The organism is Streptomyces venezuelae ATCC 10712 (assembly GCF_008639165.1).
Classification (GTDB): Bacteria; Actinomycetota; Actinomycetes; order Streptomycetales; family Streptomycetaceae; genus Streptomyces; species Streptomyces venezuelae.
The window spans coordinates 1,982,441-2,002,594 of sequence record NZ_CP029197.1 but is presented as its reverse complement, the minus strand read 5'-3'; the positions used below and the strand labels follow the sequence as shown (position 1 = coordinate 2,002,594).

The window sequence follows — 20,154 nt, the reverse complement described above, 5'->3', positions numbered from 1 at the left end:
GTCCTGTCGGCCCGCTGACGCGGGGAGTGGTGGTGCTGGGCGGTGGGTGCGCTCGCGGTAGATTCGGCCACGATGCACAAGACCCTGATCGTAACCAACGACTTCCCGCCGCGTCCCGGCGGAATCCAGGCCTTCCTGCACAACATGGCGCTCCGCCTGGATCCCGAACGGATCGTGGTCTACGCCTCCACCTGGAAGCGCAGCCGCGAAGGGATCGAGGCGACGGCCGCGTTCGACGCCGAACAGCCTTTCACGGTCGTGCGCGATCGCACCACCATGCTGTTGCCCACACCCCGGGTCACCGCCCGCGCCACCGCGCTGCTGCGCGAGCACGGCTGCGAGTCCGTGTGGTTCGGCGCGGCCGCCCCGCTCGGCCTGATGGGCCCCGCCCTGCGCAGGGCCGGCGCCCGGCGGCTCGTCGCCACCACGCACGGCCACGAGGCGGGCTGGGCCCAGCTGCCCGGCTCCCGGCAGCTGCTGCGGCGGATCGGCGAGGGCACCGACACGATCACCTACCTCGGCGAGTACACCCGCTCCCGGATCGCGGCGGCCCTCACGCCCGCCGCGGCCGGCCGGATGGTCCAGCTGCCGCCCGGCGTCGACGAGAAGACCTTCCACCCCGGCTCCGGCGGCGCCGAGGTCCGCGCCCGCCTCGGGCTCAGCGACCGGCCCGTCGTCGTCTGCGTCTCCCGGCTCGTGCCGCGCAAGGGCCAGGACACCCTGATCCGGGCGATGCCCCGGATCCTGCGCCGGGTGCCGGACGCGGTCCTCCTGGTCGTCGGCGGCGGCCCGTACGAGAAGGACCTGCACCGCCTCGCCGCCGAGACCGGCGTGGCCGGATCCGTGCGCTTCACCGGCGCCGTCCCCTGGTCGGAGCTCCCCGCCCACTACGGCGCCGGAGACGTCTTCGCGATGCCCTGCCGCACCCGCCGCGGCGGCCTCGACGTCGAGGGCCTCGGCATCGTCTACCTGGAGGCCTCCGCGACCGGCCTCCCGGTCGTCGCGGGCGACTCGGGCGGCGCCCCGGACGCGGTCCTCGACGGCGAGACCGGCTGGGTCGTCCGCGGCGAGTCCCCCGAGGACACCGCCGACCGCGTCACCACCCTCCTCCTCGACCCGGAGCTCCGCGCCCGCATGGGCGAGCGCGGCCGGGCCTGGGTCGAGGAGAAGTGGCGCTGGGACCTGCTGGCGGAGCGTCTCAGGGAGCTGCTGTAGCGGCCCGCTTCCGGGACCCGCACACGCATACGGCCGGAGGCCCGGGGTGATGCCCCGGGCCTCCGGCCGTATCCGTGCCGTACGGCTCACGCCGTGTAGATCGCCTCGATCTCGTCCGCGAAGTCCTTCGCCACCACGTTGCGCTTCAGCTTCAGGGACGGGGTGATGTGGCCCGCCTCCTCCGTGAACTGGGCCGGGAGGATGCGGAACTTGCGGACCGACTCCGCCTTCGAGACCGCCGCGTTGCCGTCGTCGATCGCGCGCTGCACCTCCGCGACCAGGTCCGCGTCGTCGCGCAGGGTGGCCGCCGTCGAACCCGTCGGCTTGCCGTGCTCCGAGGCCCAGCGGCCCAGGAACTCCTCGTCGATCGTGACCAGCGCGCCCACGAACGGGCGCCCGTCGCCGACCACCATGCACTCCGCGACCAGCGCGTGCGCCCGGATCCGGTCCTCGATGACCGCCGGGGCGACGTTCTTGCCGCCCGCCGTCACCAGGATCTCCTTCTTCCGGCCGGTGATCGCGAGGTAGCCGTCCTCGTCGAGGGTGCCGATGTCGCCGGTGTGGAACCAGCCGTCCGCCAGCGCCTCGGCCGTCGCCGCCTCGTTGTTCCAGTACCGCGAGAAGATGTGCTCGCCGTGCAGCAGCACCTCGCCGTCGTCGGCGATCCGCACCACCGAGCCCGGCAGCGGCTGGCCGACCGTGCCGATCTTCTGCCGGTCCCAGGGGTTGAACGCCGTCGCCGCGCAGGACTCCGTCAGGCCGTAGCCCTCCAGGACCGTGAAGCCGATGCCGCGGAAGAAGTGGCCGAGCCGCTCGCCCAGCGGCGCGCCGCCCGAGATCGCGTACTCGCCGCGCCCGCCGAGGACCGCCCGCAGCTTGCTGAAGACCAGCTTGTCGAAGATCTTGTGCTTCAGCTTGAGACCGAAGGACGGGCCCTGCGGGGTGCTCAGCGCCCTGCTGTACGCGATCGCCGTGTGCGCGGCCTTGTCGAAGATCTTGCCCTTGCCGTCGGCCTGCGCCTTGGCCCGCGCCGAGTTGTAGACCTTCTCGAAGACCCGCGGCACACCCAGGATCAGCGTCGGCCGGAACGAGGCCAGCTCGTCCGTGAGGTTCTTGATGTCCGGGACGCAGCCGAGCCGGATCGGCGCCATCACGGACGCGACCTCGACCAGCCGCCCGAAGACGTGCGCGGCCGGCAGGAACAGCAGCACCGAGCACTCGCCGGTACGGAAGAGGGGCTTCAGCCGCTCCACCACGTTGCCGCACTCGGCGAAGAACGCCCGGTGCGTCAGCACACAGCCCTTGGGGCGGCCCGTCGTGCCCGAGGTGTAGACGATCGTCGCCGGGTCGTCCGCGTTCGCCGCCGACATGCGCTCGTCGAGCAGCTCGTCGGAGACGTCCAGGCCGGTCCCGATCAGCTGGGCGACCGCGTCGTCCTCGATCTGCCAGATGCCCTTCAGGTCCGGCAGGTTCCCCTGGACCGACACCACCGCCTCCTGGTGGGCCGCGCTCTCCACGAGCACCAGGGTCGCGCCCGAGTCACCGAGGATCCACTGGATCTGCTCCGGCGAGCTCGTCTCGTACACGGGGACGGTCACGCCGCCCGCGCTCCAGATCGCGAAGTCGAGGAGCACCCACTCGTAGCGCGTACGCGACAGCAGCGCGACCCGGTCGCCCGGCTCGACACCGGCCGCGATCAGCCCCTTGGCGGCCCCCCGGACCTCCGCGAGGAACTCCTTGGCGGTCACGTCGGTCCACACGCCGTCGACCTTGCGGCCCATCACGGCCACGTCTGGGTGCTGGGAGGCGTTGCGGCGGATGAGATCCGTCAGGTTGCCGTCCGCGGGGACCTCGTACAGGGCCGGAAGGCTGAACTCGCGCAAGACTGCTGCTCCTCATCGGGCGCCGGCGCCACGGCTCTGTGTGATGCACCGGTGAAGTCCAAGAACTGGCGGGTGCTCCGTGGGGGAGAGCACGACTGGACTGCCCGGACGTTACCCATCAGTACATGGTTCCGGATAGGGGGTCCAGGCCAGATGTTCCGTGCGTCACACATACGTGGCGGTGCTCTGCGCACAGTAATCCACAGGTTTCCCGACTCGGAAGTAACCGCAGGTGACACCCCCTAAGGTGGGCCCATGCGAGTCCATGTGGTCAGTGACGTGCACGGCAACGCCGGAGACCTCGCCAGGGCGGGGGACGGGGCCGACGCCCTGATATGCCTCGGGGACCTGGTCCTCTTCCTCGACTACGCCGACCACAGCCGCGGGATCTTCCCCGACCTCTTCGGCGTCGAGAACGCCGACCGGCTCGTGGAGCTGCGGACCGCCCGCCGCTTCGACGAGGCCCGTGAGCTGGGACGACGCCTCTGGGCGGAACTCGACGTCGACCGCGAGACCGCCATCGAGGCCGCCGTCCGCCGCCAGTACGCCGAACTCTTCGCCGCCTTCCCCACCCCCACGTACGCCACCTACGGCAACGTCGACATCCCCCGCTTCTGGCCCGAGTTCGCCCGGACCGGGACGACCGTCCTCGACGGCGAGCGGGTCGAGCTCGGCGGCCTCGTGTTCGGCTTCGTCGGCGGCGGACTGCGCACCCCCATGCGCACCCCGTACGAGATCTCGGACGAGGAGTACGCGGCGAAGGTCGAGGCCCTCGGCGAGGTCGACGTCCTCTGCTCCCACATCCCCCCGGACGTGCCCGAGCTGACCTACGACACCGTCGCCCGCCGCTTCGAGCGCGGCAGCCGCGCCCTGCTCGACGCCATCCGGCGCACCCGGCCCCGCTACGCCTTCTTCGGCCACGTCCACCAGCCGCTGGCCCGGCGGATGCGGATCGCCTCGACCGAATGCGTCAACGTCGGCCACTTCGCCTCCACCGGCCGGCCCTTCGCCCTGGAGTGGTGACGGGGGCGGAGTCACGGCGCGATAGCCTTCCGTCGGCACGCCTGTGCCCCCCTTGACTTCCGCCGGACCGCACAGTGGAGGAGCCACCGCGATGGCCGAACACACCAGCTCGAGCATCACCATCGAGGCGGCGCCGGCCGACGTCATGGGCGTGATCGCCGACTTCGCCCGCTACCCCGAGTGGACCGGCGAGGTGAAGGAGGCCGAGGTCCTGGAGACCGACGACTCCGGCCGCGCCGAGAAGGTCCGGCTGCTGCTCGACGCCGGAGCGATCAAGGACGACCACACCCTGGCGTACACCTGGACCGGGGCCAACGAGGTCAGCTGGACGCTGGTCAAGTCCCAGATGCTCCGCTCCCTCGACGGCTCCTACCGGCTGACCGCGGTCGGCGACCGCACGGAGGTCACCTACCAGCTGACCGTGGACGTCAAGATCCCCATGCTCGGCATGATCAAGCGCAAGGCGGAGAAGGTCATCATCGACCGGGCGCTGGCGGGCCTGAAGAAGCGCGTGGAATCCGCCGCCTGAGCCCCCGGAGGGCGCGGGTAACGTCCTCCGCATGCGGATCATCCTTGTCACCGGCCTCGGCGGCGCCGGGCGCACCACCGTCGCCGTCGCGACCGCCCTCGCCGAAGCGCGGGCGGGCCGCCGCGTCCTGCTCGTCTCCGAGGACGCCGACGTCCTGCCGAGCGAGGGCGGCCTCCGGGTCCTGCGCCCCGAGCCCGCCACCGACTTCCGTCGCGAGTTCCTCGCCCTCCAGGCCCGCTCCGCCACCGCCCTCGACCTGCTGGGCGCCTCGCCCTTCGAGGAGGCCGAGCTCACCGAGCTCCCCGGCAGCCGCCAGTTCGCCCTGCTGCGCTCCCTGCGCGACGCCGCCGAAGGCGGCCACGAGCTCGCCGTCGTCGACCTCCCGCCGCTCCCCGAGGCCCTCGCCGTCCTCGCCCTGCCCGAGCAGCTCCGCCGCTACCTGCGCCGCCTCCTGCCCCCGGAGCGGCAGGCCGCCCGCGCCCTGCGCCCGATGCTCGCCCAGCTCGCCGGGGTGCCCATGCCCGCCCAGTGGCTGTACGAGACCACCGCCCGCTGGGAGGCCGAGCTGGCCGCCGTACAGGCCGTCGTCGACGCCCCCACGACCAGCGTCAGACTGGTCCTCGAACCCGGGCCCGCCGCCGTCCGCGCCCTGCGCGCCGCCCGGCTCGGCCTCGCCCTCCAGGGCCTCGCCCTCGACGCCGTCGTCGCCAACCGGCTGCTGCCCGCCGACTCCGACGACCCGTGGCTGGCCGGTCTCACCACCCAGCAGCACCGCCACCTCGCGGAACTCCGCGCCGCCGGAGCCCTCGTCGACGAGCTGCCCCACCTCGGCCGTGACCCGCGCGGGCCCGAGGACCTCGCGCTGCTCGCGCCCGCCCGCCCCGCCGCCGACCCCGACCCCGTACCGGAGTGGACCGTCGAGGACCGGCGGGAGGCGGACGGCGTCCTGGTGTGGCACATCGGCCTGCCCGGGGCCGTCAAGGAGGAGCTGTCGCTCGTCCGCAGGGGTGACGAACTGCTCCTCACCGTCGGCGCCTTCCGCCGGAACATCCCGCTGCCGGCCGCCCTGCGCCGCTGCACCGTGACCGGCGCCGGGCTCGTCGAAGGAGACCTCCGGGTGCGCTTCACCCCGGACCCCGGCCTCTGGCCCCGCACCTCCTGAGCGGGCGTGTACCGTCGAAGTACCAGCCACTGAGGAGTACGCCATGAGCGATTCGGACGCCTGGGCCAAGGCCTGCGCCGAGGACCTGGAGGCGGAGAAGGCCCGCCGCCGGGCGCAGCGCGGGGCGGAGACCGGCTCCGCCGCCGACGAGTTCCGCAAGCTCTTCGAAGCCGTCGCCGAGAAGGTCTCCGGCGGCCTCGGGAACCCGCTGCTCGCCGGGCAGGCCGCGCAGACCGTGCAGCAGCTCGTCAACCAGGCGAAGTCGGTCGTCGAGCCCGTCATCGAGCGCAACCCGCAGGTCTTCGACCACCTCGCCGCCGCCGGGAACGAACTGCTCGCCGCCTACCGCTCCGCCGTCGAGGCCCACGAGAGCCGCTGGACGCGGGACGAGAAGGTGTCCCCGGACGACCCGAGCGACCCGCGCCGGGACACGGAAGGGCCGGTCGGGCAGTCCGACGGGGACGGCACCGAGGACCCCCGCAAGGGCGACGAGGGGCCGGGAACCGGCCAGCACATCGACCTCGACTGATCGGGACGCCCGTCCCCCTCGGGTACGGTGGGCCCTAGCGGGGCTCGACCGAAAACTGAGGGACACATGGGACTCACCATCGGCGTCGACATCGGCGGCACGAAGATCGCGGCCGGCGTGGTCGACGAGGAGGGCAACATCCTCGACACGCACAAGGTGCCCACCCCGCCGACCCCCGAGGGCATCGTCGACGCGATCAGCGCCGCTGTGTCCGAGGCCGGCAAGGGCCACTCGATCGAGGCCGTCGGCATCGGGGCCGCGGGCTACGTCGACGACAAGCGTGCCACCGTCCTCTTCGCGCCGAACATCGACTGGCGGCACGAGCCGCTCAAGGACAAGGTCGAGCAGCGGGTCGGCCTCCCCGTCGTCGTCGAGAACGACGCCAACGCGGCGGCCTGGGGCGAGTACAAGTTCGGCGCCGGCAAGGGCCACGAGGACGTCATCTGCATCACCCTCGGCACCGGCCTCGGCGGCGGCATCATCATCGGCAACAAGCTGCGCCGCGGACGCTTCGGCGTCGCCGCCGAGTTCGGCCACATCCGGGTGGTCCCGGACGGCCTGCTGTGCGGCTGCGGCAGCCAGGGCTGCTGGGAGCAGTACGCCTCCGGGCGCGCCCTCGTGCGGTACGCCAAGCAGCGCGCCAACGCCACCCCCGAGCGGGCCGAGGTCCTCCTCGGGCTCGGCGACGGCACCCCCGAGGGCATCGAGGGCCGTCACGTCAGCCAGGCCGCCCGCGCGGGCGACCCGGTCGCCATCGACTCCTTCCGCGAGCTGGCCCGCTGGGCCGGGGCCGGCCTCGCGGACCTGGCCTCGCTCTTCGACCCCTCGGCGTTCATCGTCGGCGGCGGCGTCTCGGACGAGGGCGACCTGGTCCTCGACCCGATCCGCAAGTCCTTCCGGCGCTGGCTGATCGGCGGTCAGTGGCGCCCGCACGCCCAGGTCCTGGCGGCCCAGCTCGGCAACAAGGCCGGTCTCGTCGGCGCCGCGGACCTCGCCCGCCAGGGCTGAGCGAACCCTCGTACGGCAACCGCCCGTCGCGTCCCCCTGGACGCGGCGGGCGGTTGCCGTACGTTACCTGTCATGGCGATCAGTGAGCTGCCCAACTCCCGCACCGAGGCGGACGGTTCGGCCGTCCTCCGGGTCCTCAGCTACAACGTGCGCTCGATGCGCGACGACGAGGACGCCCTCGCCCGGGTGATCCGGGCCTGCGACCCGGACCTCGTCTTCGTCCAGGAGGCCCCGCGCTTCTTCCGCTGGCGCAAACACGCCGCCCGGCTCGCCGCCAAGAGCGAGCTCGTCATGCTCAGCGGCGGCGCCACCGCGGCCGGACCCATGCTGCTGTGCTCCCTGCGGGCCACCGTGGAACGCACCGAGGACGTGCTGCTGCCCCTCACCCCCGGACTGCACCGGCGCGGCCTCGCGACCGCCGTCGTCCGCTTCGCCGGGGCCCGCGTCGGACTCGTCAGCTGCCATCTGAGCCTGCGGCAGGACGAGCGGTACGCGCAGGCGGGGATGGTCCTCGACCGGGTCGCCGCCCTGGGCACCCCGTACGCCCTGGTCGCCGGCGACCTCAACGAAGGGCCCGGGGGACCGGCCTTCCGCCGGCTGGCGAAGGAGCTCCAGGACGGCTGGGAGGTCAGCCCGTGGGGCGGCGAGCACACCTCGACGCCCGCCGATCCGCATCAGCGGATCGACGCGATCCTGGCCACCCCGGGGGTCGAGTTCCTCGGCTGCGGGGTGCCGACGGACCTCGACCCCGCGGACCTGCGGGCCGCCACCGACCACCTCCCGGTCCTGGCGGCGGTCCGGGTCCCGGCGACGCCGTAGGGGGCGCCGTGCCGATCAGGCCGGGCTCGCGGCTGATCCGGCCGCCTGATCGACGAGACACCCCCGAGGCCCGCTCACACCACCGCGCCGCGGCCCGGGTCGTCGAAGCCGTCGTCATCGTCGTCGTGCTTCATGCGGCCCACCAGGGTCGCGAAGCCGCCGAGGAAGCCGCCGACGCAGAGCGTGGTCAGCCACCAGGTCATGTCCCAGCTGAGGAGCACGGCGACCAGCATCAGGACCGGGCCGCCGACCACCGCGAGCCAGGCGAACTTGGTCGTCACGTCCGCCTCGGGCAGCGGCGGCGGCTCCGGCGGCACGAAGTGCCCCTCGTCGGCGCCGCCGGGGCCGTCGTCCGGCTCGGCCGGCGCATAGTCCCGGGGGCCGGCCGGCCGCACTCCGGGGGCGAAGACGATCGAGCTGCCGAGCGCGGGCCGCTCGGGGCCCGCCTCCGGCTCCTCGTCCGCCCCGGACCCGGGCTCCTCGGCGGTGTCCGCCGGGGCCCCGGGCGTCGGCCTGGGCTTCCAGGGCGTGGCCTCGCCGAGGGTCGGCCGCACCTCGCCGCCGGCATGGTCGGCGTCGCCGTCGTCGTCGGGTTCCGGCAGCGACAGGTTCTCCACGGTCCGGTACGGCTTCGCACCCGGCGGGTCCGCGGGCTCCTCGCCGTAGCCGGCGACGATCGCGGCCCAGGCCGCCTCCTCGTCGATGGGCTGCGGCTCCCGCTCGCCGCCGTCCTGCTGCTCAGCCACCGCTCCTGCTCCCCTGCTCGTCGACCAGTCCCGGGGCGAGACGCTCGACGAAGGCCAGGCTCTCGTCGAAGATCCGCTCCGCGTCATGGTCCAACGTCGCCACGTGGTAGCTCTGTTCCAGCAGGATCTCCTTGACGTCCGTCGAGGAGATCCGGGAGAGGATCCGGGCCGAGTCGGCCGGCGGCACGACGTGGTCCTGGGGGCTGTGGAGCAGTACCACCGGCTGTGTGACCTGTGGGAGCTCCGCGTCCACGGTCCGGAAGAAGTGGCGCAGGGAGTGCGCCGAGTGCAGCGGCACCCGGTCGTAGCCGATCTCGGTCACGCCCTCCTTGGCGATGTCGCTCGCGATGCCCTTGGTGGAGGGGACCAGGTGGCGGACGACCGGCAGGGCGTACGCCGCGAGGCCGTGCACCTTGTTGCCCGGGTTGACCAGGACGACGCCCTTCACGGCGTCCCCGTGCTTCGCGGCGAGCCGCAGGGCGAGCGCCCCGCCCATGGAGAGGCCGAAGACGAACACGGTCGCGCACCGCTCCAGGAGCTCGCTCAGGGCCCGGTCCACCTCCGCGTACCAGTCGCGCCAGGTGGTGAGCTGCATGTCCTGCCAGCGGGTGCCGTGGCCGGGCAGCAGGGGCACCGACACCGTCAGGCCGCGGGCGGCCAGGAACTCGGCCCACGGACGCATCGACTGCGGGGAACCGGTGAATCCGTGACAGAGAAGGACGCCGACCTCTCCGCCTTCATGGCGGTACGGCTCGGCTCCGGGAAGGACCGGCACCGGGGTCTCCTGTTCGCTCGACTTCGCGTTCGCCTTCGGATGCGCCTTCGGGTGCGCCGAAGCGACGGAAAATGGGGAAGGACCTTCACGGTACGCGACCGGACCGACACCGACCAGGGCCGTAGCGGGGGCCGTACCCCGGTACGGGATAAAGTCGTCGCGACGGCACACGGAAGGCATGGCGAGTTGATCTACGGCGCAATGAAGTTCTCCCTCGGAGGCTCCCTGAAGCTCGCCTTCCGGCCCTGGGTGGAGGGTCTGGAGAACATTCCCGCCGAGGGGCCCGCGATCCTGGCGAGCAACCACCTGTCGTTCTCGGACTCCTTCTTCCTCCCCGCCGTCCTCGACCGCAAGGTCACCTTCATCGCCAAGGCGGAGTACTTCACCTCGCCCGGCGTCAAGGGCAAGCTGACGGCCGCCTTCTTCAAGGGCGTCGGCCAGCTCCCGGTGGACCGTTCGGGCGCCCGGGGCGCGGGCGAGGCGGCGATCAAGGCCGGCATCGAGGTCATCGAGAGCGGCGGGCTGTTCGGGATCTACCCCGAGGGCACCCGTTCGCCCGACGGCCGCCTCTACCGGGGCAAGCCCGGCGGTCTCGCCCGGGTGGCCCTGGCCACCGGCGCGCCGGTGATCCCCGTCGCCATGATCGACACGGAGAAGATCCAGCCCCCCGGCAAGGTCGTCCCCAAGCTGATGCGTCCGGGCATCCGGATCGGCAAGCCGCTGGACTTCACCCGCTACCAGGGCATGGAGGGGGACCGCTTCATCCTCCGCTCGGTGACCGACGAGGTCATGTACGAGATCATGAAGCTGTCCGGCCAGGAGTACGTCGACATCTACGCGACCGCCGCCAAGCGGCAGATCGCGGACGCGGAGAAGGCGGCCAAGGAGGCCGTGAAGGCCGAGATCGCCGCTCGGGAAGAGTCCGGCGCGTAACCGTCCCCCAGGGGCGGATTCCGGGGGGTGGGGGAGATGGCCAAGCGCGAGCGTGTCGTGCGCATGTCGGTCGAGCAGCCGCTGTGGCGGGCGCTGACCGGCTACCGCGTCCTGACGATGATCTACGCGGTCCTGCTGTTCGCCTTCGGCCGCGACGACTTCGAGCGGCCCTGGATCGCCGTCGCCTATCTGTCGGGGATGAGCGTCTGGACCCTCGCCACCCTCCCCAAGGTGGCGAACGCCGCCGGCTGCACCAAACGCTTCCTCGGCGCCGACCTCACCGTCGCCCTCGTCGGCATCCTCCTCACCCCGCTCGCCGACGCCCAGGCCAGGACCGTCGACGGACCCACCCTGCCGTCGATATGGACCGCCGGGGCCGTCCTCGCGTACGCGCTCAAGGGCGGCTGGCGCTGGGCCGGCTTCGCCTCCACCATCGTCGCCGTCGCCAACATCGTCGAGCGCGGCCACCCCAGCCGGGACACCCTCCACAACGTCCTCCTGGTCTGGGTCGCCTCCATCGCCATCGGATACGTCGTCGAGGTCGCCCGGGCCTCCGAGCGCACCCTGGCCCGCGCCCTGGAGATCGAGGCCGCCACCCGGGAACGGGAGCGGCTCGCCCGGGACATCCACGACAGCGTCCTCCAGGTCCTCGCGATGGTCCAGCGGCGCGGCACCGCGCTCGGCGGCGAGGCCGCCGACCTCGGCCGGATGGCGGGGGAGCAGGAGGTGGCCCTGCGCACCCTGGTGGCCGGCGGGCTCATCCGGCCCAGCCTGGTCTCCGAGGACGAGGCCGAAGGAGCCGTCGTGCGGGTCGTCGAGGTGGACGACGAGCCCCCCTTCGGCGCGGACGACACCCCCGTCGACCTGCGGGTGCTCCTCGCCCCGCGGGCCGGGGCGAAGGTCACCCTCTCCGAGCCGGGCGCGCCCGTCCTCCTTCCGCCGTCCGCCGCGCGGGAGCTGGCCGCCGCCGTCGGCGCCGCCCTGGACAACGTGCGGGTGCACGCCGGCGAGGGCGCCCAGGCCTGGATCCTCGTCGAGGACTGGCCGGACGAGGTGATCGTCACCGTCCGGGACGACGGCCCCGGCATCGCGGAGGGCCGCCTCGCCCAGGCGGAGGGCGAGGGCCGGATGGGCGTCGCCCTCTCCATCCGGGGGAGACTGCGGGATCTGGGCGGCACGGCCGAGCTGATCTCGGTCCCCGGACAGGGCACGGAAGTCGAGTTGAAGGTTCCACGGGGGAAGGCAGGACAAGGAATATGAACGAGCAGCAGATCAGGGTGATGGTCGTGGACGACCACCCGATGTGGCGGGACGCGGTCGCCCGCGACCTGGCGGAGGCCGGCTTCGACGTCGTCGCCACCGCGGGCGACGGCGAGCAGGCCGTGCGCCGCGCCCTCGCGGTCACCCCGGACGTCCTCGTCCTGGACCTCAACCTGCCGGTGAAGCCGGGCGTCCAGGTGTGCAAGGAGCTCGTCGGCGGCCGGCCCGAGCTGCGGGTCCTCGTCCTCTCGGCGAGCGGCGAGCACGCGGACGTCCTGGAGGCGGTCAAGTCCGGCGCCACCGGCTACCTCCTCAAGTCGGCCAGTACGGAGGAGCTCATCGACGCCGTGCGGCGGACGGCGGTGGGCGACCCCGTCTTCACCCCCGGTCTCGCCGGACTCGTCCTCGGCGAGTACCGCCGGCTCGCCTCCGAGCCCGCCCCGGCGGCCGGCGCCGACGAGCCGAAGGCCCCGCAGCTGACCGAGCGCGAGACCGAGGTCCTGCGGCTCGTCGCCAAGGGGCTCAGCTACAAGCAGATCGCCGAGCGCCTGGTGATCTCGCACCGCACGGTGCAGAACCACGTGCAGAACACCCTCGGCAAGCTCCAGCTGCACAACCGGGTGGAGCTCGTCCGGTACGCCATCGAGCGGGGTCTCGACGACGCCTGAGGCGGCCGGGCGCCACGTGGGGCCGTATATTCGCGCGTATACGGCCCATCGTGACGTCTGAGGGGAAAAGCGTGGAAATCCTGGCATTCGGCGTGCAGGCGGACGAGAAGCCCCTCATCGAGAAGGCCTTCGAGGGCCACCACGACGTCCGCTGCCTGGGCGTCTTCCTCTCCGAGGACACCGCCCCGATCGCCGCCGGCTACGAGGTCGTCTCCACCAGCGTCAACGCCGTCCTGGACCACCGCGTCCTGCAGACCCTCGCCGCCGGCGGCACCCAGATGATCGCCCAGCGCTCCACGGGCTTCAACAACATCGACCTGGAGGTCGCCGAGCGCCTCGGCCTCACCGTCGCCCGGGTCTCGTCCTACTCGCCGTACTCCGTCGCCGAGTTCGCCTGGACCCTCGCCATGGCCGTCAACCGCCGGATCGTCCGCGCCTCCAACCGCACCCGCGACTTCGACTTCAGGCTCGACGGGCTGATGGGCCGTGACCTGCGGGGCCGTACCGTCGGCGTCCTCGGCACCGGCAAGATCGGCGAGGCCTTCACCCGGATCGCCCACGGCTTCGGCATGAACCTCCTCGGCTGGGACGTCGCCGAGAACCCCGCCTGCCTCGAACTCGGCATGACGTACGTGGAGAAGGAGCGGCTCTTCGCCGAGGCCGACCTGATCAGCCTGCACGTGCCGCTGCTGCCGGCCACCCGGCACCTCGTCGACGCGGCCGCCCTCAAGACCATGAAGGACGACGCCGTCCTGGTGAACTCCAGCCGGGGCGGGCTCGTCGACACCGACGCCCTCGTCACCGAGCTGCGGGCCGGACGCTTCGCCGGCGTCGGCCTCGACGTGTACGAGGCGGAGGCCGGGCTGTTCTTCCTCGACAAGTCCCTGGAGGTCGTCGAGGACGACACCCTGGCCCGTCTGGTCACCTTCCCGAACGTGGTGGTCACCTCGCACCAGGCGTACTACACGGAGGACGCCGTCGGCCAGATCATCGACACCACCGTCCAGAACGTCCTCGACTACACCGCGGGCCGGCGGAGCGAGAACGTCCTGGTCCCGAGGGCCTCCTAGGGCCCGCGGGCGGGGGCGTCCGGCCGCCTAGACCAGCACCCCGGCCAGCAGCGAGGCGGTCAGGGCCGCGCCGTCCGTGGTCAGCACCGACTCGGGGTGGAACTGCACGCCCGCGAAGCCGGGCCCGCGCAGCGCGTGCACCTCACCGGTCTCCGCGTCCCGGCTCACCTCGATCCGGTGCAGGGCCAGTTCCGTCGCCGTCCGCTCGTCGCAGCGGGCCGTGAAGCTGTTGTAGAAGCCGACCGTCCGCTCCTGCCCGAAGAGGTCGATCCGCATCTGGGCCCCCTGGAACGGGGTCCGCTTGCGGACGATCTCCAGGCCCAGCTCGGCGGCGATCAGCTCGTGCCCGAGGCAGACGCCGAGGAGACCGTGCCGGTGGTCCCGCACCAGATCGGCCGTCAGGGCGCGCAGGAAGCGCATCTTCGGGTCGGCGGCGTCCGAGGGGTTCCCGGGACCGGGGCCGAGGACCACCGGACCCTCGTGGGCGAGCGCCAGCTCGCGCAGCCCCGGTTCGTCGTAGCGGAGCACCGACACGTCGAGGCCCGAGGAGCGCAGCACGTGCGCCAGCATCGCCGTGAAGGTGTCCTCGGCGTCGATCACCAGCGCGTGGCCGGACAGTTCGGCCGAGCGGACCTGCATCCGCAGCCAGAACGGCGCCAGATCGGCCCGGCGCGCGTCCAGGGCGGCCCGCACCCGGGGGTCGTCGGCCAGGGCCGTGGGGGCCGGGGCGGGGCCGCCGGCCGGGCGGCCTTCCCGTACCCCCAGCGCGGTGAGCACCCCGGCCGCCTTCGCGTGGGTCTCGGCGACCTCGCCCGCCGGGTCCGAGTGCCGGACGAGCGTGGCGCCGACCGGGACCCGCAGGTGCCCGTCCGCGGCGATGTCGGCGGTGCGGATCAGGATGGGGGAGTCCAGGCTCTGGGCGCCGTTCTCGTCGGTGCCGAGCAGCGCGAGCGCGCCCGCGTAGTAGCCGCGGCCGCCCACCTCATGACGCTCGATCACCCGGCACGCGTTCTGCACCGGCGAACCGGTCACGGTCGCCGCGAACATCGTCTCCCGCAGCACCTCGCGCACATCGAGGGAGGAGCGGCCCCGCAGCTCGTACTCGGTGTGGGCGAGATGGGCCATCTCCTTCAGCCGCGGACCGATCACCACCCCGCCCATGTCGCCGACCGTGCACATCATCTTGAGCTCCTCGTCGACCACCATCGACAGCTCCTCGGTCTCCTTGCGGTCCGCGAGGAAGGCCAGGAGCCCCTCGGCGGTCGGGGCGGCCCCGGCCGGGTAGCGGTAGGTGCCGCTGATGGGGTTCATCACGACCGTGCCGCCCGACATCCGTACGTGCACCTCGGGGCTCGCCCCGACCAGGGTCCGGTCGCCGGTGTGCACGACGAAGGTCCAGTACGCGCCCCGCTCGCCGGCCAGCAGCCGCCGGAAGAGGGCGAGCGCGTCGGCGCGCCCGAAGCCCGGGATCTCTCCGGTGTACGTCCGCCGGATGACGAAGTTCGCGCCTTCGCCGGAGCCGATCTCCTCGTCGATGACCCGCCGCACGATCCCGGCGTACTCCTCGTCGGAGACGTCGAAGCCGCCGTCCTCGACGGTCACGTCATGGGCGGGAAGCCGGTCCAGGGCCTCGGCGAGCGGCAGCGTGTGCGTCTCCTCCGCGACCAGGACGGAGAGCGGGGTGCCGTCGTCGCGGACGTCGAAGCCCCGCTCCCGGATCTGCCGGAACGGCACGAGGGCGAGCGCCGGCAGCGGGCCCACGGGCAGCTCCGCGAGGCGCTCGGCCTCGTGGACCCGGCCGATCAGCACCTCGACGGTGTCGTGGTCCCGGCCGGGGGTACGGCGGCGCAGCAGGGCGAAGGGCGGGCAGGAGGGGTCGAGGAGACGGGAGAGGTCCATGGGGTCCGTCGTTCCTTCCGTGGGTGTGCGGAGAGGAACGGCCCGGGCACGAGAAAGGCCGCCCCTCGGGCGGCCTGTGCGTGTGATCCGTGTACGCGCGATCAGTGGGCCGCCGGGTGAGCGGTCCACCACCAGTTCTGGATCTGAGGCGCGAACATGGGAGCACTGTAACCCAGCCGGGAACGGGAACGGGGCCCGGTCCGCACCGTGGACGGTGCGGACCGGGCCCCGTTCGAGGGGCGCTACCGGATCAGAAGATCATGTTGTAGATCTGCCAGCCGCCGCCGACCTTCACCTTGGCGGCGTACGGGTTCGGGTAGCCGCCGGTGTTCTTGTAGAAGTACACGACGCCGGTGCCGTCCCGGGCGATCAGGTCCGGCCTGCCGTCCCTGTCCAGGTCGCTCGGGCCGACCATGGAGTTGTAGACGCCCCAGCCGCCGCCGACCCGGCCACGGGTGGCGAACGGGTTCGGGGAGCCGCCGTTGTTCTTGTACAGCCACAGGACACCGGCCGCGTCGCGGGCCACCAGGTCCGGCTTGCCGTCACCGGTCATGTCGCCGGTGCTGATCAGCTGGTTGAAGATGTTCCAGCCGCCGCCGACCTTGAGGCGCGGCGCGAACGGCTTCGCCGGGTCACCGGTGCCCTTGTAGTACCAGAGCACGCCGGACTTCTCGCGGGCGATCAGGTCCGGCTTGGCGTCGCCGTTCAGGTCACGGATGCCGAGGATCCGGTCGTAGATCTCCCAGCCGCCACCGGTCCTGATCCGGCCCTTGAACGGCACGGACGGGTTGCCGCTGCCCTGGTAGTACCAGAGCACACCGGCGGTGTCACGGGCCACCATGTCGCCGGTGCCGTCGGCGCGCAGCGCGGTCATGGGCGTGATGGCGTTGTACCCGCCCCAGCCGCCCCCGACCCGGAACCGCGCCAGGAACGCGCCGCTGCCGTTGCCCTGGTACTGCCAGAGGACACCCGAGGTGTCGCGGGCGAGGAGGTTGTAGCGGTTGGTGGCGGCGACGGGAGCGGCGGCGGAGACCACCTGGACGTCCGTGGACTGCACCCACGCGATGCGGTGGTTGTAGTGGATGGGCATGAACTTGGTCGTCCCCTGGACGCGCGTCCCGTCCTTGTTGTAGGCGCTGGAGTAGTAGTCGCCGAAGACCTCGGCGCCGGCCGCGACGTACGCCTGACCCGCGGGGATCGTGTACTTCTTCAGCGGGTCTTCGTTCTTGGTGCCGTTGGCGGTGTCGTCCTGGATCGGGACACCGGTACCGGCGTAGGCCTCGCGGTTCGGGTAGGCGCGTCCGTAGACCTTGATCGGGGTCGTCCCGACCGGCTTGACGACCGTCTTCGCGGTGTTCACCTGGGAGGTGTACTGGCCGCCCGGGTTGTAGAACCAGGCCTTCTGCGAGCCGTACCAGATGGCGGTCCAGTCACCGGAGGTCCCGGCGACGACGTACTGACCGCCCGCGACGACCTTGTTGCCCCAGTTGTCGCCGCTGTTCCAGACCGCCCCGGAGATGTAGGGGTCCTTCAGCGTGGCGGACGTGGTGGTCGGCTGCGTGTAGAGGTAGCCGAAGTTCGCCGGCTGGGCGGGCGCGGTCTTCCGCGTCACGGTCCCGTTGACCGACTCCGTGTACGTCAGCGACGGCTGGTTGGCGGAGGTGAACGGCGGGACCACGCGGACCGTCTGCCCGGTGGCCAGCGGGCCGCCGGCACCGCCGGCACCGGTCGGCGCACCGACCTTGCCCATGAAGCGGTTCCAGTCCCAGAACGGGCCCGGGTCCCAGTGGACGCCGGCGGCGAGGCGGTCGAGCACACCCGGCACCTCGTCGTGGCCGATCACGTGCTCGCGGTCGAGCGGCACCTTGTACTTGGTCGCCAGGTACTTCACCAGCTCCGCGGTGGTGTCGTACTGGGACTCCTTGTACCAGTTGCTGCCGCCCTTGATGGCGTAGCCCTCGTGCTCGATGCCGATCGAGTGCATGTTGACGGTCTTGTTGCCGGCGTGGAACGCCTCGTTCTTGGTCTCGACCATCTGCGTGACCTTGCCGGTCGCGTCCACGATGTAGTGGGCGCTGGCCCACCGGTTCGGGTCCTTGAAGGTGTTCACCGCACCGGCGAGGGTGCCCTCGACGTCGTGGATGACGATCTGGCGGATGTCGAAGCCGCCGGTGCCGTACGGGACGCGGGTCGCGATGTTGTAGTTGCCCAGGTCCTGCACGTAGGCGGCGGGGTTGAAGCTGCACGCGAGACCGGTCGGGCACTCGGGCGTCGTCGCCGTGGTGGCCGTGGACGTCGCGGCGAGCGGCACGTTCGACGGCTTGACCGGCTCGACCGCCGGGGAGGCCGGCAGGACGACCTGCTCGCCGTCGGTCGTGATCTCGCTCTCGCCGGTCCTGATCGACTCGAAGACGCGCTCGGCGAACTGGTCGGCGCCCTTGCGGTCCGTCGACTGGCTGTAGCGCGCGACGGCCGGGTACCAGTCGCCCGGCTCCTCCGACAGTTCGGCGCCGGCCTGCTTCTGGTACTCGGCGAGCAGCGCCGCACCGGCCCGGATGGAGGCGGTGGTGTCGTTCTGGACGGTGTCGGTCGAGCTGTCGATCAGCTCGGCGGCCTTGTCCAGGGTGTGCAGCTTCGGGTCGTCGGTGTCGACCTCCTGCTTGGGCAGCGGCGCCAGCAGCTTCTTCTTGTCGATCTTCTTCTCGATCGACGGGTCGCCGGTGCCGTCGACGAGGTGCTCGATGTGCTCCTCGGTGTCGCTCTCGAGGTCCTCGGGGTCGACCTTCGTCAGGCCCATGACGTTGTAGTCGCCGGTGACGCTCGGCAGGCCGTCGTGCGACTCCCACCGCGTCTGGCGGTACGACACCGCCATCAGCACGCTCTGCGGCACGTCGAACTCGCGCGCCGCGTCGGCGAACCGGTTCTGAAGGGAAACGTCACTGCTGGGCGCCTTGTCGCCCGCCGCGCCGAGGAGGCCCGGTGAGGCGACCGCGATGGTGCCGATCGTGGCCGTGGCGACGACCGCGGCCGCCGTGCCGTACAAGAGACGTTTCTTCTTGCGATCCCTGCGGTGCCTCTGGGTCACACCCACCCCTGTGAATTCGACTGTTGTTTTGTTAAACGGGCCAGAGGGTAACACCACTCGATGGAGTGAAGATCACCGCCGGACAAATCGGGCGCGCGTCTCAGTCACTGGGCAGGGGGACAGGACCGGACGAAGAACCCCGTAATGTTGTGGGTGTGACCGTGAACGCTGAATCCCACGCCGTCGCCAAGGCGACCTGGCGAGACCTGCCCGCGGCGCAGCAGCCCGAGTACCCCGATGCCGAGGCTCTGCGCGATGTGATCGCGGACCTCGAGTCGTATCCTCCGCTCGTCTTCGCCGGCGAGTGCGACCAGCTGCGCGCCCGGATGGGAGCCGTCGCCCGTGGCGAGGCGTTCCTGCTCCAGGGCGGCGACTGCGCCGAGGCCTTCGACGCCGTGTCCGCCGACCACATCCGGGCCAAGCTCAAGACGCTGCTCCAGATGAGCGCCGTCCTCACCTACGCGGCCTCCGTGCCCGTGGTGAAGGTCGGCCGCATCGCGGGCCAGTACTCCAAGCCCCGCTCCAAGGGGACCGAGACCCGTGACGGCGTGACCCTGCCGACGTACCGCGGCGACTCGGTCAACGGCTTCGACTTCAACGAGAAGGCCCGCATCCCGGACCCCGAGCGCCTGAAGCGGATGTACAACGCCTCCGCCTCCACGCTCAACCTGGTGCGCGCCTTCACCACCGGCGGTTACGCCGACCTGCGCCAGGTGCACGCCTGGAACCAGGACTTCGTGAAGTCGTCCCCCTCGGGCCAGCGCTACGAGGCGCTCGCCCGCGAGATCGACAACGCGCTGAACTTCATGAAGGCCTGCGGGACCGACCCGGCCGAGTTCAAGGCCGTCGAGTTCTACGCCTCCCACGAGGCGCTGCTGCTCGACTACGAGGGCGCCCTCACGCGGACGGACTCGCGCACCGGCAAGCTGTACGACACCTCCGGCCACATGGTCTGGGTCGGTGAGCGCACCCGCCAGCTGGACCACGCCCACATCGAGTTCGCCTCGCGCATCGCGAACCCGATCGGCATCAAGCTGGGCCCGACCACCTCGGTGGACGAGGCGCTGACGTACATCGACCGGCTCGACCCCGAGCGTGAGCCGGGCCGGCTGACCTTCATCGTCCGGATGGGCGCCGACAAGGTCCGCGACAAGCTCCCCGAGCTGGTCGAGAAGGTCACCGCCTCCGGCGCCGTCGTCGCCTGGGTCACCGACCCGATGCACGGCAACACCTTCGAGGCCGCCTCCGGCCACAAGACGCGCCGCTTCGACGACGTGCTCGACGAGGTCAAGGGCTTCTTCGAGGTCCACAAGGCGCTGGGCACCCACCCGGGCGGCATCCACGTCGAGCTCACCGGTGACGACGTCACCGAGTGCGTGGGCGGCGGCGACGAGATCTTCGTCGACGACCTGCACCAGCGCTACGAGACGGCCTGCGACCCGCGGCTCAACCGCAGCCAGTCGCTGGACCTGGCGTTCCTGGTGGCGGAGATGTACCGCGATCAGTAGGTAGGAACCCACGACGACGGGGCGCGGATCCATGTGATCCGC

Annotated in this window: 18 protein-coding genes; 12 read left to right on the top strand and 6 right to left on the bottom strand. The window is 71.9% G+C overall.

Annotated elements, in window-relative coordinates:
* Nucleotides 1–72 precede the first annotated feature (72 nt).
* Complete coding sequence (locus DEJ43_RS08875; RefSeq protein WP_041662291.1) at nt 73–1,215, top strand: glycosyltransferase family 4 protein; 1,143 nt, start codon at nt 73–75, stop codon at nt 1,213–1,215.
* 86 nt (nt 1,216–1,301) lie between these two features.
* On the opposite strand, the gene DEJ43_RS08870 is transcribed toward DEJ43_RS08875, so the two are convergent.
* Nucleotides 1,302–3,098, bottom strand: coding sequence for an AMP-dependent synthetase/ligase (locus DEJ43_RS08870; RefSeq protein WP_015032996.1), 1,797 nt, complete (start codon nt 3,096–3,098; stop codon nt 1,302–1,304).
* A 255-nt stretch (nt 3,099–3,353) separates the two neighbouring features.
* Between DEJ43_RS08870 and DEJ43_RS08865 the strand changes: the two genes are divergently transcribed.
* The 6 genes from DEJ43_RS08865 to DEJ43_RS08840 all read left to right on the top strand — a co-directional run bounded on the left by DEJ43_RS08865 (nt 3,354) and on the right by DEJ43_RS08840 (nt 8,168).
* Complete coding sequence (locus DEJ43_RS08865) at nt 3,354–4,121, top strand: metallophosphoesterase family protein (RefSeq protein ID WP_015032995.1); 768 nt, start codon at nt 3,354–3,356, stop codon at nt 4,119–4,121.
* A 91-nt stretch (nt 4,122–4,212) separates the two neighbouring features.
* On the top strand, nt 4,213–4,650 hold the full coding sequence (locus DEJ43_RS08860) for an SRPBCC family protein (RefSeq protein WP_015032994.1): 438 nt from the start codon (nt 4,213–4,215) through the stop codon (nt 4,648–4,650).
* A 31-nt stretch (nt 4,651–4,681) separates the two neighbouring features.
* Nucleotides 4,682–5,812, top strand: coding sequence for an ArsA family ATPase (locus DEJ43_RS08855; protein ID WP_015032993.1), 1,131 nt, complete (start codon nt 4,682–4,684; stop codon nt 5,810–5,812).
* 43 nt (nt 5,813–5,855) lie between these two features.
* The gene (locus tag DEJ43_RS08850) at nt 5,856–6,341 is read left to right on the top strand and encodes a DUF5304 domain-containing protein (RefSeq protein WP_015032992.1); all 486 of its coding nucleotides are present in this window, start codon (nt 5,856–5,858) and stop codon (nt 6,339–6,341) included.
* A gap of 66 nt (nt 6,342–6,407) precedes the next feature.
* On the top strand, nt 6,408–7,349 hold the full coding sequence (locus DEJ43_RS08845) for an ROK family glucokinase (RefSeq protein WP_015032991.1): 942 nt from the start codon (nt 6,408–6,410) through the stop codon (nt 7,347–7,349).
* A 72-nt stretch (nt 7,350–7,421) separates the two neighbouring features.
* Nucleotides 7,422–8,168 carry an endonuclease/exonuclease/phosphatase family protein gene (locus tag DEJ43_RS08840; protein ID WP_015032990.1) on the top strand — a complete coding sequence of 249 codons (747 nt, stop codon included), beginning with the start codon at nt 7,422–7,424 and terminating at the stop codon, nt 8,166–8,168.
* 74 nt (nt 8,169–8,242) lie between these two features.
* On the opposite strand, the gene DEJ43_RS08835 is transcribed toward DEJ43_RS08840, so the two are convergent.
* Together DEJ43_RS08835 and DEJ43_RS08830 are read right to left on the bottom strand one after the other, a co-directional pair.
* Nucleotides 8,243–8,914, bottom strand: coding sequence for a hypothetical protein (locus DEJ43_RS08835; protein WP_015032989.1), 672 nt, complete (start codon nt 8,912–8,914; stop codon nt 8,243–8,245).
* Nucleotides 8,907–9,689: an alpha/beta hydrolase gene (locus tag DEJ43_RS08830; protein ID WP_041662287.1), complete on the bottom strand. Its 783-nt coding sequence runs from the start codon at nt 9,687–9,689 to the stop codon at nt 8,907–8,909. The genes DEJ43_RS08835 and DEJ43_RS08830 overlap by 8 nt, the downstream gene beginning before the upstream one ends.
* Nucleotides 9,690–9,890: 201 nt before the next feature.
* Between DEJ43_RS08830 and DEJ43_RS08825 the strand changes: the two genes are divergently transcribed.
* The 4 genes from DEJ43_RS08825 (at nt 9,891) to DEJ43_RS08810 (ending at nt 13,620) form a co-directional block, all read left to right on the top strand.
* Nucleotides 9,891–10,622 carry a lysophospholipid acyltransferase family protein gene (locus DEJ43_RS08825; protein WP_015032987.1) on the top strand — a complete coding sequence of 244 codons (732 nt, stop codon included), beginning with the start codon at nt 9,891–9,893 and terminating at the stop codon, nt 10,620–10,622.
* A gap of 36 nt (nt 10,623–10,658) precedes the next feature.
* Nucleotides 10,659–11,882: a MacS family sensor histidine kinase gene (gene macS, locus DEJ43_RS08820; RefSeq protein WP_015032986.1), complete on the top strand. Its 1,224-nt coding sequence runs from the start codon at nt 10,659–10,661 to the stop codon at nt 11,880–11,882.
* Complete coding sequence (locus tag DEJ43_RS08815) at nt 11,879–12,550, top strand: response regulator (protein ID WP_015032985.1); 672 nt, start codon at nt 11,879–11,881, stop codon at nt 12,548–12,550. Before macS ends, DEJ43_RS08815 begins: the two co-directional genes overlap by 4 nt.
* Before the next feature lie 71 nt (nt 12,551–12,621).
* A complete protein-coding gene (locus tag DEJ43_RS08810) occupies nt 12,622–13,620 on the top strand; it encodes a 2-hydroxyacid dehydrogenase (RefSeq protein ID WP_015032984.1) in 999 nt (332 codons plus the stop codon).
* Nucleotides 13,621–13,647: 27 nt separating this feature from the next.
* Here the strand turns inward: DEJ43_RS08810 and DEJ43_RS08805 are convergent, their stop codons facing one another.
* From DEJ43_RS08805 to DEJ43_RS08795, 3 genes are all read right to left on the bottom strand, one after another.
* Nucleotides 13,648–15,519 carry a phenazine-specific anthranilate synthase component I gene (locus DEJ43_RS08805; protein ID WP_015032983.1) on the bottom strand — a complete coding sequence of 624 codons (1,872 nt, stop codon included), beginning with the start codon at nt 15,517–15,519 and terminating at the stop codon, nt 13,648–13,650.
* Between the two features lie 101 nt (nt 15,520–15,620).
* On the bottom strand, nt 15,621–15,677 hold the full coding sequence (locus DEJ43_RS38760; RefSeq protein ID WP_071892416.1) for a trp operon leader peptide: 57 nt from the start codon (nt 15,675–15,677) through the stop codon (nt 15,621–15,623).
* 92 nt (nt 15,678–15,769) lie between these two features.
* The gene (locus DEJ43_RS08795; protein ID WP_041662283.1) at nt 15,770–18,604 is read right to left on the bottom strand and encodes an N-acetylmuramoyl-L-alanine amidase; all 2,835 of its coding nucleotides are present in this window, start codon (nt 18,602–18,604) and stop codon (nt 15,770–15,772) included.
* 155 nt (nt 18,605–18,759) lie between these two features.
* On the opposite strand from DEJ43_RS08795, the gene DEJ43_RS08790 reads away from it, so the two are divergent.
* Nucleotides 18,760–20,112, top strand: a complete 1,353-nt coding sequence (locus DEJ43_RS08790) for a class II 3-deoxy-7-phosphoheptulonate synthase (protein ID WP_086024632.1) — start codon at nt 18,760–18,762, stop codon at nt 20,110–20,112.
* Nucleotides 20,113–20,154 lie beyond the last annotated feature (42 nt).

Coding starts and splice junctions, on each gene's coding strand:
- DEJ43_RS08845 (WP_015032991.1), top strand. CDS start 6,408: ATGGGACTCACCATCGGCGTCGACATCGGCGGCACGAAGATCGCGGCC.
- DEJ43_RS08860 (WP_015032994.1), top strand. CDS start 4,213: ATGGCCGAACACACCAGCTCGAGCATCACCATCGAGGCGGCGCCGGCC.
- DEJ43_RS08815 (WP_015032985.1), top strand. CDS start 11,879: ATGAACGAGCAGCAGATCAGGGTGATGGTCGTGGACGACCACCCGATG.
- DEJ43_RS08875 (WP_041662291.1), top strand. CDS start 73: ATGCACAAGACCCTGATCGTAACCAACGACTTCCCGCCGCGTCCCGGC.
- DEJ43_RS08805 (WP_015032983.1), bottom strand. CDS start 15,519: ATGGACCTCTCCCGTCTCCTCGACCCCTCCTGCCCGCCCTTCGCCCTG.
- DEJ43_RS08855 (WP_015032993.1), top strand. CDS start 4,682: ATGCGGATCATCCTTGTCACCGGCCTCGGCGGCGCCGGGCGCACCACC.
- DEJ43_RS08865 (WP_015032995.1), top strand. CDS start 3,354: ATGCGAGTCCATGTGGTCAGTGACGTGCACGGCAACGCCGGAGACCTC.
- DEJ43_RS08840 (WP_015032990.1), top strand. CDS start 7,422: ATGGCGATCAGTGAGCTGCCCAACTCCCGCACCGAGGCGGACGGTTCG.
- DEJ43_RS08825 (WP_015032987.1), top strand. CDS start 9,891: ATGAAGTTCTCCCTCGGAGGCTCCCTGAAGCTCGCCTTCCGGCCCTGG.
- macS (WP_015032986.1), top strand. CDS start 10,659: ATGGCCAAGCGCGAGCGTGTCGTGCGCATGTCGGTCGAGCAGCCGCTG.
- DEJ43_RS08850 (WP_015032992.1), top strand. CDS start 5,856: ATGAGCGATTCGGACGCCTGGGCCAAGGCCTGCGCCGAGGACCTGGAG.